Source organism: Aquaspirillum sp., from assembly GCF_055136605.1.
Window position 1 is genome coordinate 46702 of the sequence record NZ_JBSQVP010000001.1, and the last position, 16950, is coordinate 63651.

General features: G+C 50.0%; 13 protein-coding genes. 9 read left to right on the plus strand and 4 right to left on the minus strand.

Annotated features, from left to right (window positions below; genetic code table 11):
* Positions 1–11 precede the first annotated feature (11 nt).
* From kdsA to ACTBZS_RS00280, 4 genes are all read left to right on the plus strand, one after another.
* Positions 12–866, plus strand: coding sequence for a 3-deoxy-8-phosphooctulonate synthase (gene kdsA / locus ACTBZS_RS00265; RefSeq protein ID WP_460430924.1), 855 nt, complete (start codon positions 12–14; stop codon positions 864–866).
* Between the two features lie 45 nt (positions 867–911).
* On the plus strand, positions 912–2195 hold the full coding sequence (eno, locus tag ACTBZS_RS00270) for a phosphopyruvate hydratase (RefSeq protein WP_460430923.1): 1284 nt from the start codon (positions 912–914) through the stop codon (positions 2193–2195).
* Positions 2196–2204: 9 nt separating this feature from the next.
* Positions 2205–2483: a cell division protein FtsB gene (ftsB, locus tag ACTBZS_RS00275; RefSeq protein WP_463042950.1), complete on the plus strand. Its 279-nt coding sequence runs from the start codon at positions 2205–2207 to the stop codon at positions 2481–2483.
* A 62-nt stretch (positions 2484–2545) separates the two neighbouring features.
* Positions 2546–4408 (plus strand): GGDEF domain-containing protein, encoded by a 1863-nt coding sequence (locus tag ACTBZS_RS00280; RefSeq protein WP_463042951.1) that lies wholly within the window; start codon positions 2546–2548, stop codon positions 4406–4408.
* A gap of 73 nt (positions 4409–4481) precedes the next feature.
* Here the strand turns inward: ACTBZS_RS00280 and ACTBZS_RS00285 are convergent, their stop codons facing one another.
* Both ACTBZS_RS00285 and ACTBZS_RS00290 read right to left on the minus strand, forming a co-directional pair.
* Positions 4482–4790, minus strand: coding sequence for an RnfH family protein (locus ACTBZS_RS00285; RefSeq protein ID WP_463042952.1), 309 nt, complete (start codon positions 4788–4790; stop codon positions 4482–4484).
* Positions 4791–4801: 11 nt separating this feature from the next.
* Positions 4802–5239 carry a type II toxin-antitoxin system RatA family toxin gene (locus ACTBZS_RS00290; protein ID WP_027405064.1) on the minus strand — a complete coding sequence of 146 codons (438 nt, stop codon included), beginning with the start codon at positions 5237–5239 and terminating at the stop codon, positions 4802–4804.
* A 136-nt stretch (positions 5240–5375) separates the two neighbouring features.
* On the opposite strand from ACTBZS_RS00290, the gene smpB reads away from it, so the two are divergent.
* The 4 genes from smpB to ACTBZS_RS00310 all read left to right on the plus strand — a co-directional run bounded on the left by smpB (position 5376) and on the right by ACTBZS_RS00310 (position 12591).
* Entirely contained in the window at positions 5376–5825 is a 450-nt protein-coding gene (smpB, locus tag ACTBZS_RS00295; RefSeq protein WP_022652712.1) for an SsrA-binding protein SmpB, read from the plus strand.
* A gap of 33 nt (positions 5826–5858) precedes the next feature.
* Complete coding sequence (gene guaA / locus ACTBZS_RS00300) at positions 5859–7442, plus strand: glutamine-hydrolyzing GMP synthase (RefSeq protein ID WP_460430965.1); 1584 nt, start codon at positions 5859–5861, stop codon at positions 7440–7442.
* 153 nt (positions 7443–7595) lie between these two features.
* Entirely contained in the window at positions 7596–10364 is a 2769-nt protein-coding gene (locus tag ACTBZS_RS00305) for an HD domain-containing protein (RefSeq protein WP_463042953.1), read from the plus strand.
* A gap of 595 nt (positions 10365–10959) precedes the next feature.
* A complete protein-coding gene (locus ACTBZS_RS00310) occupies positions 10960–12591 on the plus strand; it encodes a methyl-accepting chemotaxis protein (protein WP_463042954.1) in 1632 nt (543 codons plus the stop codon).
* Positions 12592–12683: 92 nt separating this feature from the next.
* On the opposite strand, the gene ACTBZS_RS00315 is transcribed toward ACTBZS_RS00310, so the two are convergent.
* A complete protein-coding gene (locus ACTBZS_RS00315) occupies positions 12684–13262 on the minus strand; it encodes a hypothetical protein (RefSeq protein WP_463042955.1) in 579 nt (192 codons plus the stop codon).
* 234 nt (positions 13263–13496) lie between these two features.
* Positions 13497–15587 (minus strand): methyl-accepting chemotaxis protein, encoded by a 2091-nt coding sequence (locus ACTBZS_RS00320; RefSeq protein WP_463042956.1) that lies wholly within the window; start codon positions 15585–15587, stop codon positions 13497–13499.
* Positions 15588–15699: 112 nt separating this feature from the next.
* On the opposite strand from ACTBZS_RS00320, the gene mltA reads away from it, so the two are divergent.
* Positions 15700–16947 (plus strand): murein transglycosylase A, encoded by a 1248-nt coding sequence (gene mltA, locus ACTBZS_RS00325; RefSeq protein ID WP_463042957.1) that lies wholly within the window; start codon positions 15700–15702, stop codon positions 16945–16947.
* Positions 16948–16950: the final 3 nt, after the last annotated feature.

Here is a 16950-nt window from a genome sequence, read left to right on the forward strand (position 1 = left end):
AGGTCTGACCTATGCAATTATGCGGATTTGAAATCGGTTTGAACCAGCCACTGTTTTTGATGGCAGGCCCTTGTGTGATCGAGAGTGAGCAATTCGCTTTGGATACAGCGGGTCGTTTGAAAGAGATCACCACTGAGTTGGGCATCCCTTTTATCTACAAATCCAGTTACGACAAGGCCAACCGCAGTTCTGGACAGTCGTTCCGTGGTTTAGGCATGGAACAAGGTTTACGCATTCTCGCCGAGGTGAAACAGCAAATTGGCGTGCCAGTCGTGACCGATGTGCATACCGAAGCCGAAGTACCAGAAGTCGCCAGCGTGGTGGATGTTTTACAAACCCCAGCATTTTTATGTCGGCAAACCGATTTTATCCGCGCAGTTGCTCAATCCGGCAAACCAGTGAATATCAAAAAAGGCCAGTTTCTTGCCCCAGAAGATATGACACAGGTTGTGGCAAAAGCCCGTGCAGCAGCACAAGAAGTGGGCCTAGATGATGACCGCTTTATGGTGTGTGAACGTGGTGTGTCCTTTGGTTACCACACTTTAGTATCAGATATGCGTAGCTTGGCCATCATGCGGCAAACCGCCTGCCCAGTGGTATTTGATGCCACACACTCGGTACAACAACCGGGTGGCTTGGGTCATGCGTCAGGGGGTCGCAGTGAATTTGTCCCAGTATTGGCCCGTGCCGCAGTGGCGGCAGGGGTGGCAGGGCTGTTTATGGAAACCCACCCTGAACCAGCTAAAGCCTTATCTGATGGCCCGAATGCTTGGCCGTTGTCGCGAGTCGCCGAACTGCTGTATACCCTGCGTGAGATTGATGCTTTGGTCAAACAGCGTGGGTCGTGGCCAGAAGACATGGCCTGATCTGTACCTAATTTTTTCTTCCTACCTATAAATAGGGAATTTTGAATGAGCTCGATTATTGATGTGATCGCCCGTGAAGTGTTGGACTCGCGTGGTAACCCAACCGTAGAAGCTGATGTGTTATTAGAATCGGGTGTGATGGGACGTGCTGCAGTGCCTTCTGGTGCCTCCACCGGTGAAAAAGAAGCATTAGAACTGCGCGATGGTGACAAGGGCCGCTATTTAGGTAAAGGCGTGCTCAAGGCGGTAGAACATATCAATACCGAAATTTGTGAAGCCTTAGTGGGTTTGGATGCCGCTGATCAAAGCTATATCGACAAAGTATTGATCGAATTGGATGGCACCGATAACAAAGGCCGTTTAGGTGCGAATGCAATTTTAGCCGTATCAATGGCCGTGGCACGTGCAGCTGCGGAAGATGCTGGCTTGCCACTGTATCGCTATTTGGGTGGTGCGGGCCCAATGAGCCTGCCAGTACCGATGATGAACGTGATCAACGGTGGTGCACATGCTAACAATAGCTTGGACATCCAAGAGTTCATGATTATGCCAGTCGGCGCAGGTTCGTTCCGCGATGCCTTGCGTTGTGGCGCCGAAATTTTCCATACCCTGAAAAAAATCTGTGCCGACAAAGGGCACTCAACAGCGGTGGGTGATGAAGGTGGTTTTGCCCCTAATCTGGAAAAGAACGAAGACGCGCTGAAGCTGATTTTGGAAGCGATTGAACAAGCAGGCTATGTCGCTGGCCAAGATGTGTTGTTAGCTTTGGATTGTGCCAGTTCTGAATTTTATAAAGATGGCAAATACCATCTGGCCGGTGAAGGCTTGTCGTTGACATCGGAAGAATTTGCTAATTACTTGGCAACCTTAGCCAGCAATTACCCGATTATCTCCATCGAAGATGGCATGAGCGAGCATGATTGGGCCGGTTGGAAAATCTTGACGGACAAGCTCGGTCAAACCGTACAGTTGGTTGGTGATGATGTGTTTGTGACCAACCCAAAAATCTTGGCTGAGGGTATCAAAGCCGGTATTTGCAACAGCCTGTTAGTAAAAATCAACCAGATTGGTACCCTGTCCGAAACGCTGCAAGCAGTGGATTTGGCAAAACGCTCTGCGTATACCAGTGTGATGAGCCACCGTTCTGGTGAAACCGAAGACAGCACCATCGCCGATCTAGCAGTAGCAACCAACTGTATGCAGATCAAGACCGGTTCGCTGTCTCGTTCTGACCGGATGGCCAAATACAACCAGTTATTGCGCATCGAAGAAGAACTGGGCGATGCCGCAACCTATCCTGGTCGTGCTGCTTTCTATCATTTAAAGTAAGCTGCCACGATGCGTAGTGTTACCCTGATCCTGATCGCCCTGATTGTTTCCTTACAATGGCCCATGTGGTTTGGTAAGGGCAGTTGGGTCAGGGTAATGCAGATTGATAGCCAACTGGCTGAACAACGGCAAGAAAATGAACGCCTGTTGGCGCGCAATCAGGCGCTCACCGCCGAGGTGGCAGACCTTAAACAAGGGACAGAGGCCATTGAAGAACGTGCTCGCAGTGAGCTTGGTATGATTAAATCGGGCGAAGTGTTTTTCCAGTTGCTAAATAAAGAACCTTAATTCCCTAACCCTCTGTGTCGTGCGTTGTTGTCCCCAACTCCATGCCTTATAAATGCTCCACCATGACACCTACCGAAATTGCCAGAGAAACTCTCCTCCGCCTTGCCACTGAAAAACTGGCACCGACTCCTGAAAACTACACCCGCCTCTACCAAGAAATTGCAGGGTTACAAACCGAACCAATCACTGATTCCGCCCAACCCGATTGGGGACATTTATTACAACACTCGCTTCCTGCCGATCATCCGCATGCCGAGGTTGAACGCGACCGGATTCAACAAGCGCTCAATGAACGCGATTGGTTAAAAGCAGTGCGCTATGCCTGTGAGTATGGGCAGGAACGGGTGTTGGCAAACAGTATCGGTCAAGAGTGGGGAACCCTGTTTGAACGCTTTGTACAAGAATGGGAAGCCCATCAACCCGGATTAACCCAATCTAAAAAACGCCAAGCGTTACAGCGTGTGCTCGCCATGCAAGCGGGGGCAAGCCCAATTCAGCTGTATCAAAAACTGAATAATTTGGTCCACGGCTGGGCCAAGCCGATGGATAAAGCCCCAGCACTTCCCCCAGTGGCAGCCGATCTATTGTCGTTGGGCATGGAAGATTTAGAGGCGGAGGCTGAACGGGCTGCCGCCGGTGGGCTCACGTTGTTACCCCCTGAATTACCGGTGGGGTGGGAACGGTGGCGAGCGATGTTGGCCGAAACCTTATACCAAGGCGTGGCACCCCGTTTTCATGGTTTCCCTGAATTACAGCATGAACTCGAGCATGTCTCACGAACCTTGGATGGGGTATCAAATTTAGATGAGCAAGAGTTACTTGCCCGCAATCTGAAAAAACTGTGGATTAAAACGGCGATTCACCAGCAACATGAAGAAAGAATCGTCAATGGCTTGGTCAATTTACTTGATTTACTGTTAGAAAACTTAGATGAACTTGCGGGTTCCGACCGCCATCTAGGGGGACAAATCGAGGCAGTCCGTACGCTATTAACGTGCGAAGTGATGACCATGCGGGCGATTTATCAGCTCGAGGCCTCACTGAAAGAGGTGATTTATAAACAGGGTTTGTTAAAACACAGCCTCGATCAGGCCACCGACTCGTTACGCGACATGCTAAACACATTCACGCAACGCTTATCGATGATGGTTGACCACACCGATCAATATCAAAATCGGATTCAGGGTTACACCGAACAGCTGCAAACCGCACAAGACCCGATTGCCCTTGGTCAGATTGTCGATTATTTAATGAGCGATACGCGTTCGATCCAAGTAGATTTGGTCAGTGCCCGCGATGAATTGCTAGCCACACGACAACGGGTGGAAAGCGCAGAATATCGAATTCAAGAGCTAGAACAAGCCTTAGATGCTGCGAGTGCAAAGATTAAAGAAGACCAACTGACCGGTGCCTATAACCGGCGGGGTCTGGAAGAAATTTTTGCCCGTGAGCGCGCACGACAAATCAGCACTGGCCGTCCTTTATCATTGGCGTTGATTGATATTGATAACTTCAAACAACTCAACGACCGTTATGGACATTTGGCAGGGGATGATGCACTGAAACATCTGGTGGCAATTGCACAAGAAAAATTGCGCCCAACAGATGTCGTCGCTCGTTTTGGCGGCGAAGAATTTGTGGTGTTAATGCCAGAAACATCGATTGTGCAGGCGCTCGATATTATTCGACGCTTACAACGCGAATTGACCAAAGCCTTTTTTATGGCAAATAACGATCGCTTGGTGCTGACATTTAGCGCAGGGGTAGCGGCATGTGGGACGGAAGAAACCGAGATCGAGATTATTGATCGTGCCGACCGCGCCATGTATGCCGCTAAAATGGCTGGAAAGAATCGGGTTTTTGCAGCCAATGAGAACGGTGTCGATGAAGAGGGCTCGTTTTCAGCAGAGCCGCCCTTACTCTAAGGATTTAAGGCGCTGCCCGTTCCGAAACGGGCAGGCTTCACACGTCGAACAATAGTGTTTTCGCGAGGCGCCATTAAGCATCCCCCCCGCCTTTTTTCATCACCTTACCCGCCTCGGCGCGGCTACGACGCACCGCTTTCGGGTCAGCAATCAGTGGGCGGTAGATTTCAACCCGATCACGTTCCCGCAACACCGTCTCGCTTTTAATTGCCTTGGAAAAAATCCCCAACTTTAATTGGGTCGGATCAATTTCAGGAAATTGCTGCAAGATGCCTGATTGCTCCACGGCTTGTTGCGCCGTTGTTCCTTCTTCAACCATCAGTTTTAACAAGGCTTGCTGTTCTTGTTTCGCATAGACCACTTCGATTTGAATTTTTGCCACAACAGTTTTCCTCAATCATCACCATACAAACGGTCGGCTTCTTGAATAAAAGCATCGACTAAGGTACCCATGATGCGGCTAAACACTGGCCCAATCACTTTTTCTAATAATTTGCTAGAAAACGTGTATTCCAGTCGAAATTCAATTTTGCATCCCTCGCTACCCAATGGATGAAAACGCCAGCCGCCACCAAAATTTTCAAATGGGCCATCGACCAACACCATATCAATCGTGTTCGGGGGCGTGTTGTGGTTGCGGGTGGTGAAATGCTGGCGGATTTTCAGATAGTCGATATACAGGCTGGCAACCAACTCATTGCCTTGGCGCGAAATCACCTCACCTTTGGCACACCACGGTAAAAATTCGGGATAGCGCTGCACCTCATCTACCAATTGAAACATCTGCGCTGGGGTGTGCATGACAAGAACGGTTTTTTCTATCGTTGGCATAACTTTGGCAAAACTCATAAAAAGTTGATTGGCAAACTCAGGGCTTGACTTTTCCTTCCCGCGCTAAACCTCGGGAAGGCGGTCAAAAACTGGTACACTGGCAGATTATTTGCCTGTTTTGACAGGGGTAAGCGTCGTGAGCATCGTACAAAATAAAAAAGCAACCCATGATTATTTTATCGAAGAACGCTATGAAGCGGGTCTCGTCCTTGAAGGTTGGGAAGTGAAATCCATCCGTGCCGGTAAAGCACAGATTAAAGAAGCGTATGTGATTCTAAAAAACGGCGCTTTTTGGCTATTGGGTAGTCATATCACGCCGCTCTTGAGTGCTTCTAGCCACGTCCACCCCGACGCCACCCGCACCCGAAAGCTGTTACTCAAACAAAACGAAATTAACAAGCTGATTGGCTTAGTCGAACGTTCGGGCTACACCTTAGTGCCGTTAGATTTGCACTATTCCCGTGGGCGTATCAAAGCCAATATCGGTTTGGCGCGTGGTAAAAAACAACACGACAAACGCGAAAGCGAAAAAGAACGCGAATGGCAACGTGAACGGCAACGAATCATGAAGGTTCACAACCGTTAATCGTTTCGCCTACTCTTTCTCTCTCTGACTGTGATAAACATGGATAAAATCCTCATTCTTGATTTTGGGTCACAAGTTACCCAACTGATCGCCCGCCGTGTGCGCGAGGCGCATGTCTACTGCGAATTGCATTCGTTTGATATGTCGATAGACGACATCCGCGCTTTTGCTCCCAAGGCGATTATCCTCTCTGGTGGGCCGAATTCGGTCTATGAATCGGACTACCAAGCCGACCCCGCTTTGTTTGAACTGGGTGTGCCAGTATTGGGGATTTGCTACGGTATGCAATGGATGGCCCAAACCTTGGGCGGCAAGGTTGAATCGGGCGATACACGCGAATTTGGCTATGCACAAATCCGCGCCCGTCATCATTCGAAATTGTTAGAAGGTCTGCAAGACAGCATCACCCCAGCCGGTGAAGGCTTGTTGGATGTGTGGATGAGTCACGGCGATAAAGTGACCGAGCTGCCAGCAGGTTTCAATGTGATTGCTGAAACACCATCTTGCCCGATTGCAGCGATGGCAGACGAACAACGCCAATTCTACGGCGTGCAGTTCCACCCTGAAGTCACGCATACCAAACGTGGCACAGAAATGTTGCATCGCTTTGTGCTGCATATTGCCAATGCAAAACCAAGCTGGACCATGCCAAACTACATTGACGAAGCCGTCGCTAAAATCCGCGCCCAAGTGGGTGATGAGGAAGTGATTTTAGGCTTGTCCGGCGGAGTGGATAGCTCGGTGGCAGCAGCGTTGATTCATCGTGCCATCGGCGATCAACTGACTTGTGTGTTTGTCGATCATGGTCTGTTGCGTTTGAACGAAGGCCAGATGGTGATGGAAATGTTCGCGCAAAACTTAGGCGTGAAGGTGATCCATGTCGATGCCAGCGCGGCATTTATGGGCAAATTGGCTGGCGTGACCGACCCTGAGCAAAAACGCAAGATTATCGGTGCAGAGTTTGTCGAGGTGTTCCAATCCGAGGCGAAGAAACTCGATAAGGCCAAGTGGTTAGCACAAGGCACAATCTATCCTGATGTGATTGAATCGGCAGGGGCAAAAACTAAAAAAGCGCACACCATCAAGAGCCATCACAACGTAGGGGGCCTACCTGAAACGTTGAATTTGAAATTGCTCGAGCCGTTGCGTGAGCTGTTTAAAGATGAAGTGCGGCAGTTGGGTGTGGCCTTGGGCCTACCGGCTGAGATGGTCTATCGTCATCCTTTCCCGGGCCCGGGTTTGGGTGTGCGGATTCTCGGTGAGGTGAAAGCAGAATACGCACAGTTGTTGCAACGTGCAGATGCGATCTTTATCGAGGAGTTGCGTAATACCATCGATGAGAAAACAGGTAAGAACTGGTACGACTTAACGAGCCAAGCGTTTGCGGTGTTCTTGCCGGTGAAGTCGGTGGGGGTGATGGGCGATGGCCGCACTTATGAGTGGGTGGTGGCGTTGCGTGCAGTGGTGACAAGTGACTTTATGACCGCTCATTGGGCTGAATTGCCTTACAGCCTGTTGGGCCGTGCGTCGAACCGTATCATCAATGAAGTACGCGGTATTAACCGTGTTGTCTATGATGTATCCGGCAAACCACCGGCAACGATCGAGTGGGAATAACCACACCGTTAACACCCGCCAGTTTTTAGCCCGCGTTGAGCGGGCTTTTTTGTTTTCTTATTAAGTTGGGCAAAAGTTTGCTCACTCTGCCGGACTCAGTGGGTACGCGCTCTTCAACGAGAATGAGCAGAAAATTACAAGGAGAAGGTAAATATGCCGATCGGGAATCCTGTCGAGGAAGTCAAAAGTACGAAAGTTTTTTCGCACCTTGCATCGCAGAGTTCAGAGTATGCAAATCGTGCCGTCCGTTTCGTCGAGACGATAGCGCCCATTCTCGCGACGACGGTGCAACATTTCCCGCTGTACACGCGTCATGACGCGCACCATGGATTCCAAGTCGTGCGCCGCCTGCAAGATGTACTGCATGATGCGTGCTTCGATTCGGGATCGGACAAGTCGCTGGGTGCGCCAGAGCTATTTCTCCTCATTGCAGCTGCCTATGCCCATGATCTGGGAATGACAGTTTTTCCTGACGAGGCGCCCGATCTCAAGTCGAAACTGAACCTGCCTGTCGACGAATGGGAAACCAATGTCATACTGACGGATTACCTGCGTCGCGAACATTCCAAGCGAGGGGGAGCGTACATCCATCGGAACGCATCAGTCTTCGGAGTCCCCGAGAATCTGGTGGCACCTCTTGATTGGATCATGAAGTCGCACAACCTCAGTGTTTCGGAACTGGAAGCGAATCTTCGGATACCGTTCGCGGCGGATGATCGCGTACTGGATGTTCGCCAACTTGCGGCGATTTTGTGTACGGCTGACGCCATTGAATTCAGTGACACACGTGTGTTGGACGGCGTGGTCGACATAGCGCGACAGACCGGGGGCGACGCTGCGGCGATCTCCTACCGGGAAAACAGGAAGCATGATTGCATTCGTGACAGCTTGGCGGTGACTGCTGATGGCCAGGTAGTCGTCAGTGGCACGTTTGATGATGGCGACGTGCTAGCACTCGCTCACCGGACGTTTGATGAAATGGAAGGCTGGATACGCGGATATTGCGATATTGACCGGCAGTCAAAAACTCCGCGGTTGAAGATCCGACCCGAACCGTTTCAACGAAGACTGGACCTGCCAGGTGCGACCTTTGAACGCCTGGGTGTCAGGATGAGCAAGCGGGCGGTCATCGATTTGGTGGCGTCGAACGCTGTCTGGAGAGGATCAACCGGTGCGCCGATCCGTGAGTTGGTTCAGAACGCAGTCGAGGCATGTCGATTCCGATCACACCATTCCAGCCCCGCTGATGAATACCAGCCGCAGGTCAGAATCGAATTTGACCGGGCGAGGCACACCATCACCGTATCCGACAACGGTTGCGGAATGTCGCTTCGTACCATCCTGAATCACTTCTTGAGCGTGGCAAGCAGCCGGGCGAAGGAACCGGCCTACGCGACGAAGAATTACGCCCCGATTGCCCGATTCGGAACTGGCTTCTGGTCAGTGTTCACGGTGGCCACGACAGCCCATATTAAGTCACTTGCCTTCGAGTCCGGAACCGCCGCGCGTAATGGGTTGCAATTCGACGTTTCTCTCGACGAACTGAAGGACTACACCGTATTCCGCGATTGCCCCATGTCTCCCGGCACATCGGTGACGTTGAGTCTGCGAGACGACATAGTTATCGACGATACCTACGAGCAATGTCGCAATCTTTTGATTGCGGCGGCTGTGCCGATCGACTTGGTTCTAGACGGGGTGGTTGAGGAGGTCCCGCGCTTGGTTCCCGACGTAACCCCTGAGATGCTGCTGGGGGCTAAGATGAACGCGATGGAGGAGGACGGGTTGCATACGTTCCAATGGCGCGATGAGCAGTCCGGAGTTGATGTCTCGTTGGGACTGGTGTTCCGCATCGAAGACCAGAGGCCGACGTTTCGACTGAATGCACATGCGTCTGTGATTTTCAGACTCAATCGAGTATCTGGAATGCCCACCACGGCAGTCTGCGGATTTCGGGCCCTATTCAGGCCCTCCGCGACCTGTTTCGACCTATGGAGAGTTGGGACGAGCATTGCCAATGTTAAATCTCCCCAGGGGATTGAGTACTCACTCGATCGAGGTCAAGTGCTCGAGTCGGAGCAAAGTGTGAAGATGGGTCGCGCCATAGCGCAGTGTATACATGATGGCTACCGAGCATTCCTGAGAAAGCATAACGCTTACGACCCCGAGTCGATCTGTCGTCTCAATGCAGAGTCCGAACTCGGCGGTGGCAATGTCTTTGATCAGTACACGGACAATCAACTTTCCGTGGCTGCCGATGAATACCCGGATCTGCTCTGCTTCCGGCTGTATGAGGTCGACCCTTCGCGTAGTTTCGAGCAGGCGGTCGTGCGTCACGTGGATTGGAATGGACTCCAAAAACTCTCGGGTTCATGTGTCGTCGCCCAGACGACACTGGATTTCCCTGCGCCCGACGGGCTGTTTCGAGGTCTCCACCCGGAACAGCTTACCGAATTCGCTTATGCCGCGGCAACAATCATCAAGCGACAAGAGCAAATGGTGGATCCCCTTTACCTGCTCGAAGCGAATCGACGCGCATCCATGCTGTTCGATGCGGACCCGACAAGCACGATCCAGACAATAGCGCTCCGGGGCGATTCCGAAAGTCCACCTACCCATCTGGTTCTACAGCGATGGAGTTTAGGGCGCCTGACGCTCGACACAGACATGCACCAGATTATGGCCAAGGTGCAAGGGCGGTGGACTGGTGCCTTGTATTCCCGAAATTTCGAGAGTCATTGTGGTGTGCCCTATGCGTTCCTCGGCCGCCATCGCGTCCTCATCAAGCAGGGATCGAAACTGCATGAGCACTGCAGGGTGTTGGCCGAGCAAAAACGCTTCGTCAAGCTGGCGGATCTGGTCGACGACCTCCAACTGCATTCCCAAGGTTTCGATCCTGAATCGGTACGCGGCCTGGTCTAGATCAGCCAGGAAGGTAGGCGCCGAAGTCGGTAGCAGACTCTTGCCAATACTCGCTTTTGCCGCCGAGAGGAGACTTTTTCGAAGTGCAATCGAAGGGCTTCACTCATCCTGATCAGGGTATTCTGGCCTTAATGCAAGTTTCTGTCGTTGGTGAAATTGTGAGACTGAGCTCCATAAAGCGGTCGACAGTCCATTTCGATGCAGCTCTTGCTCTCATGCGCCTCTTCTTGGCATGGCATTGGATAGCAGCCAATTTGCAATCAGTTATTGCATAATGATGTTTTCTAATTATTTATGATCGAGTGGGAATAACCACACCGTTAGCACCCGCCAGTTTTTAGCCCGCGTTGAGCGGGCTTTTTTGTCTCTTCATCTTTATCAGGTGCGCACAGGTTTGCCCACGCACTACCAATACCCAGTATGCCGGCTGGCACGTCATAGGGAAACCACAAAAATCACTTAAAATAAAAAGCTTTGACAGCAATTACCTTTGCCGAAGAAATATTGTCAAATGCACCAAAAAAGATACAAATCTATTTGGCACAGCTGAAAAGGGAGGTGATAATTCCAAAATCACGACTTCTTTGGATCAATTATGTTTTCCTCCGGTTCACACAAACTCAAGCCTCTGTTATTGGGTTTTGTCTTGTCAATGATTGTGTTGCTGCTAGCGCAGTCTTGGGGGATTAGTTATCAACTCTCTAAAGTGGCGCAAATCAGTCAACACGAACACCAGTTCGCCAATGCTTTGATTCAAAACATGAAAGACGTACGTTTTCATGTGGTTCAAATTCAGCAGTTTCTAACTGATGTCAGTGCAACAGGCGACCGCGATGGCTTTTCTGATGCCAAAGAACACTACGGCAACGCCGTGAGTAAATTGCAGAAGCTCGCAGAAATCGACCCTCAACACGCGAATCAAGCCACAGAAGTGCAAAAAGCCTTAGACATCTTTTACCAAACAGGCCAAAAGATGGCCGAGGCTTATATTACCCAAGGTCAAGCAGCCGGCAATTCTTGGATGAAGCAACCACAAAGTGGATTTGACGACCGAGCAGAGCAACTCACCAAACATTTGGAAACCCTGCAAGCAGGCGTAGAAAAAGAAACCGAAAAGATCATTCAAGAGAGTCAGTCAGAGATTGAGGCTTCTCGAAACCTACTTTTAGGCAGTAATGTCACGTTGATCGCCTTGGTTTTGCTCGGTGGTTGGCTGCAATATCGCCGCGTATTTCACACCTTGGGCGGTGAACCGATTGATGTCATGCGCCGCACGGCAGACATTGCCGCCGGTGATTTGCGCCAGCCAACTGGGCAGTCAGAATACCAACAAAAAGATACCTTATTTGCCGCCCTATTTGACATGCAGACACAACTGCGCAAGATGGTTGGCCACATTGACGGATCCTCCAAAGACATGCGAGAACACGCCGACGTGTTAAGCAAATCGGTTTTTGCCGTTCAACAAGCCAGCCACACCCAAAGCGAAGCCTCGCGCGGCATTGCAGTAGCGGTAGAGGAGGTGTTGCAAAGTATCACTCAATTAGCGAATCAAATGCACGCTGTGCAATTGGAAGCACAAGACGCGGATAATGCGGTGGAAACCTGTGCTGGTTTCATTTCTGGAACAGCCGGTAATGTTCAGCATTTGGCCGAGGAAATTTTGGCATCGAGTCTCACCTTGGACAATTTACAGGCACAGGCCAACACAATTGTGAGTATTACCCAAACGATTCACGATATTGCCGACCAAACTAATCTGCTGGCGTTGAATGCAGCGATTGAATCAGCTCGTGCGGGTGAGGTGGGGCGAGGGTTTGCAGTGGTGGCTGATGAAGTAAGAAAACTGGCGGAAAAAACCAGCTCGGCGACGGTGGACATCAGCCGGCAAATTCAGGTCTTACAATCGGGTATCAGCCGAGTCGTCAGCGAGATGAAGAATAAGGTCAGCGTCACCGAAACAAGCGTAGCCCAAAGCCAACAAGCCACTCAATCTATTCTTGGGGTGAAGCAGAATGCTGAAAGTATTCGCGTACATCTAGACAGTATTGGTTTTACGCTCACCGAGCAAAAACAGGCAATTCAAGACATTGCGCAGCGAGCGGAGGTTATTTCGACGATGACTGAATCTAATCAGATGAGCATCGATCAAACCGCACAAGGGGCGAACGCACTCAATCAAAATGCCCAAAGTTTGCAACTCGCCGTTTCAGCTTTCAAACTTTAAAAAATCCAGCGGTATCATCCCCGCGCTAATTAGCCCGCGTTAAGCGGGCTTTTTTGTGTCCTTATTAAGGTGGACAAAATTTTGCTCGGATTTCAGCGACTTGTTATAAGATTTGCAATCACCTTAGAGTAGAGTATTACCCCACAAATTAAAAGATCTGAAACACCAAATTTATGCTGTGCGGTTTCGAAGTGCATGATCATTTTTTCAATCTCCTCTTTGCTATAATCCTTTGCACTCCTCAATTTCTTTAGCTCATCAGCAGATAGATTGTTTATATAGGATATTTTGATCTCAAAGGTTTCTTCTGGTTTCGATCGAAACGCTACATTTATTTCTTTTTCTGACAAGAAACTTTCTGCAATATGCACGTTATAGTTTCTGAGCATTTTCATTATGTGAAATAATGGGTTCGGCTGTTTATAAATAATGTAATTTTCGCGCTTTAGTTGTTTGAAGTTTTGCTCTATAAACTCATCTATTCCAGCAAACTCTGCTAGGGCGGCTCTAGTGTAGCCAGTTGATGATTGCACACCTATGTTTGAAGCCATATAAATAGCCGAGCAAAATCGATCATATAGATCACTGAATTCTTTTAGCCCCTCATCTGGTGTTGGAGTGCAGAGATAGCCATATTCCATTTTTGGAAATAGCGAATAGTCTAGATTCATGGCTTATAAAGTTTGAATTCACCGACCTGCACGGTTTTTCGCGCAGCTCCGGTGGAATGATAGATTAGAGATAGGATTTCTAAATTTGGAGCCAGCATTGCGTAGGGTGCATCACCCTGAAAGGGCGATGCGCCAATTACCCCAAATCAATCAGCTATGACCATCAAGAATGTTGGTGCGTCGCCCCTTTGGGGTGACGGCACCGTACAGGTAAATTAACCAATCTTACAGCTTTTAAGTAATTTTAAACTCAGCCACCACTTCACGCAGTCGGCTGGCGGTGTAGTCGAGGTGGCTACAGCGTTCTGCCGCTTGTTGCGCGGCATGAGTGTTTTGTTCACTTAACACACTCACCTCCTCAATTCGGTTCGCAACATCTTGGCTGGCTTGTGCCTGTTGCCCTGCGGCAGTCGCAATCCGTTCTGCCTGAACCGCGACCTGATCGGCAGCCGCTTCCACCTCATCCAACCCCGCGACACTGCTACGCATATTGCTCATGCCATCATCCACTTGCTGCACAGCAATTTGCATCATCTGTACCGCACGCTCCGTCACGGTTTGGATTTCGTCCACCATGCGAGTGATGTCTGCCGTACTGACCCCCGTACGCTCCGCCAAAGTGCGCACTTCATCGGCCACCACTGCAAACCCTCGCCCTACCTCACCCGCACGGGCCGCCTCAATCGCAGCGTTTAAGGCTAATAAATTGGTCTGATCGGCAATACCACGGATGGTTTGTGTAATGGCGCCGATTTGATCAATAGAACGATGCAATTCATCAATCGCCGAGCCCGATTCACTAACCGCAGTCACCACTTTTTCGGTGACATTCAAACTGCTCTTAATCGCCTCACTGCTGTGACGCACCAATTCCCGCGATTGTTGCGCCGCAGCGGCTGCTTGTTGTGCCCCATGTGACACTTCGACAATGGTTTGACTCAGTTCTTCTGTCGCAGCAGCAACCGCTTGCGTGCGGCCTTGTTGCTGGTGTGATTGGCTTTGCACCAAATCCATTTCATGCCTGAGCGATTCCACATGACCATCAATTCGGTGTGAAGCACGTGAAATACGCTCCAACACCGCTTTTTGTCGGGTTTGTGCCACGGCAAGATCACACAACATACGGCCAATTTCATCACGGCCACTGACATCAATAAACCGGCTTAAATCACCCTCGGCAATCCCTGCCAGCACATATTGGCTATTACGCATCCCCTGTGTCAGACGGCGTAAAATCCACAGATTGATTAACAACACTAGGCTAATTGATACGATGGCACCTATCGTCCCTAACCAGAAAATCCTCTCAAAATTGGTCTGTTCGTTTTGATGTAACGATTCGGTATGCTGTTCAAAATACTGCATCAAGTCACGATTAACATTAAACGCCTGTTGATAAATTGGATTCACCTTTTCCAATAAAATACGGTTGGCTTCTAAATAATTGTCTTTTTGTAAAGCTTGAAATGCAGGGCCAATACCTTCTTCAACATAGCGTTGGCGGATTGTGCTCCACTCACTGATTTTTTGTTTAGCGGTGTCATCTAGCGGTAGGCTAGTTAACTTATTGAGCAATTCGTCAATACGCTGACGGTTGGCCTGAATTTTTTCCAAGTGCATGGTCAAGGCATGGTCATGTGCCTTAGCAAAAGGATTAGTGGGTTCGTGTTGTAGCGAAAGCGCGATTTGACTGCGATTTTCGCCCATCAATAACACCACTTCACTGACCAAGTTGGATGGAACTAAGGCCTCATCATGCAGCGCACCTAAGGCTTGGTTGCTGTGTTGAATCCCCCACATACCAATACCCGTACCGGCAATTAACGACACTACCGATAGCGCAGTGGCAAACCATAGTTTTATCCGCAGTGGAATGGCAGCAAGACCACGCGCACTGCCCGAGAGTCGTCGTTTTGGATCGGCTTTCAACTTGGCATACAACGCCTCTGCCGCTGCGACATCATGTGATTTTGGGGCAGAGCGGACAGATAGATAGCCGGTGACTTCACCGTCTTTTCTCACCGGCACCACCACCGCCTCAACCCAATAGTGGTCACCATTTTTACAACGGTTTTTGACCAAACCACGCCAAGGGTAGCCTTTTTTTAATCGCCGCCACATTTGCTCAAATGCCTGCGGTGGCATGTCGGGGTGACGCACAATATTGTGGCTAGAACCTACCAATTCCTTTTTGTCAAAACCGCTAATTTCAACAAAGGCATCGTTGCAATCCACGATCTTACCTTTGAGATCCGTACGCGAAACTAGGTAACATCCAGTAGGGAATGGAATGTTTTTTTGGGTAATTGGTAAGTTAATTTTCATATTTGGTCACAGCAATGCGGGTGAGTACGCAGATTGAAAATGCGAAAAACACATATTAGTGCCTTAAAAGTGGATTGTGCAGATTTTTCGCAAAAAATTTTCTGCATTAAGCATGAATTATTCTCGCATTATGCAATATGCCCAAGACATGGTGCATGGCGCAATTGCACAACACTCTCTAAAATCGAAGCTTATTTTGTTCTCGGCTCGGACGATCATGCGCCTTCCTTCTCTTATTGTTGTAGCCGCTGTGTTGGTGTTAGCGGCTTGTTCGACTCCACCCAAACCACCGACCACGGTAACCCCTCAGGGACAGTCGCCACAGCCGCATTACCTACGCAGCCAATGGCAGATGTTACCCGGGTGGCAAAGCAGCGATTTCCGGTCGGCGTGGCCAGCATGGGTCGCCAGCTGTCGCGTGTTAGAAAAGCGCACTGGCTGGGAACAGGTGTGCCGTCAGGCGCAAGGCGTGGATAGCCGTGATGCTCAGGCGATTCGGGCCTATTTTGAAAGCCAATTTTTGCCGTACCGTTTAATGGATCAAAGTTATCGCCACACGGGTTTGGTCACTGGCTATTACGAGCCTTTGTTGCGTGGCAGTTTGCAACGCACCGCCGAAGCGCGCTATCCAATCTATGGCATACCCTCTGATTTGGTAAGTAAAGGCACCCAACGGGGACGGATTGAAAATGGGAAGTGGCTGCCGTACTACAGCAATGTTGAAATTGCCCAAGGTTTCGGCCCACGCTCCGAACAGGCCTTAGCATGGGTAACCGATCCCATTGAACTGTTATTTTTACAAATTCAAGGGTCTGGCCGAGTGGAATTGCCAGATGGTCGCCATTTGCGGGTAGGTTTTGCCGATCATAATGGCTTTGCTTATCAATCGGTTGGCCGTTGGTTGATTGATCGTGGTGAATTAAAACCGAACGAAGCCTCGATGCAAGGCATCAAAGCATGGGCACAAGCCAATCCCCAGCGTTTAAATGAATTGTTAGCCGCTAACCCGCGTTATGTGTTTTTCCGCCGTTTGGCTGATGCCCCAACACACCAAGGCCCGCCCGGTGCATTAGGTGTGCCGTTAACACCAGAGCATTCGGTAGCCATCGACCCCCGTTATACCCCATTGGGTGCACCGATTTGGTTAGATACCACCTTACCGCTGTCGAGTCAGCCGCTACAACGGTTGGTGTTTGCTCAAGACACCGGCTCGGCAATTAAAGGGGCGGTACGCGCGGATTTTTTCTGGGGATTTGGTGCCAAAGCGGGTGAGGTAGCTGGACGGATGAAACAACCGGGCCAGATGTGGACATTATTACCGCGTGGGGTCTTACCTCCGGCGGGTGTCGCAATTTATTAACGA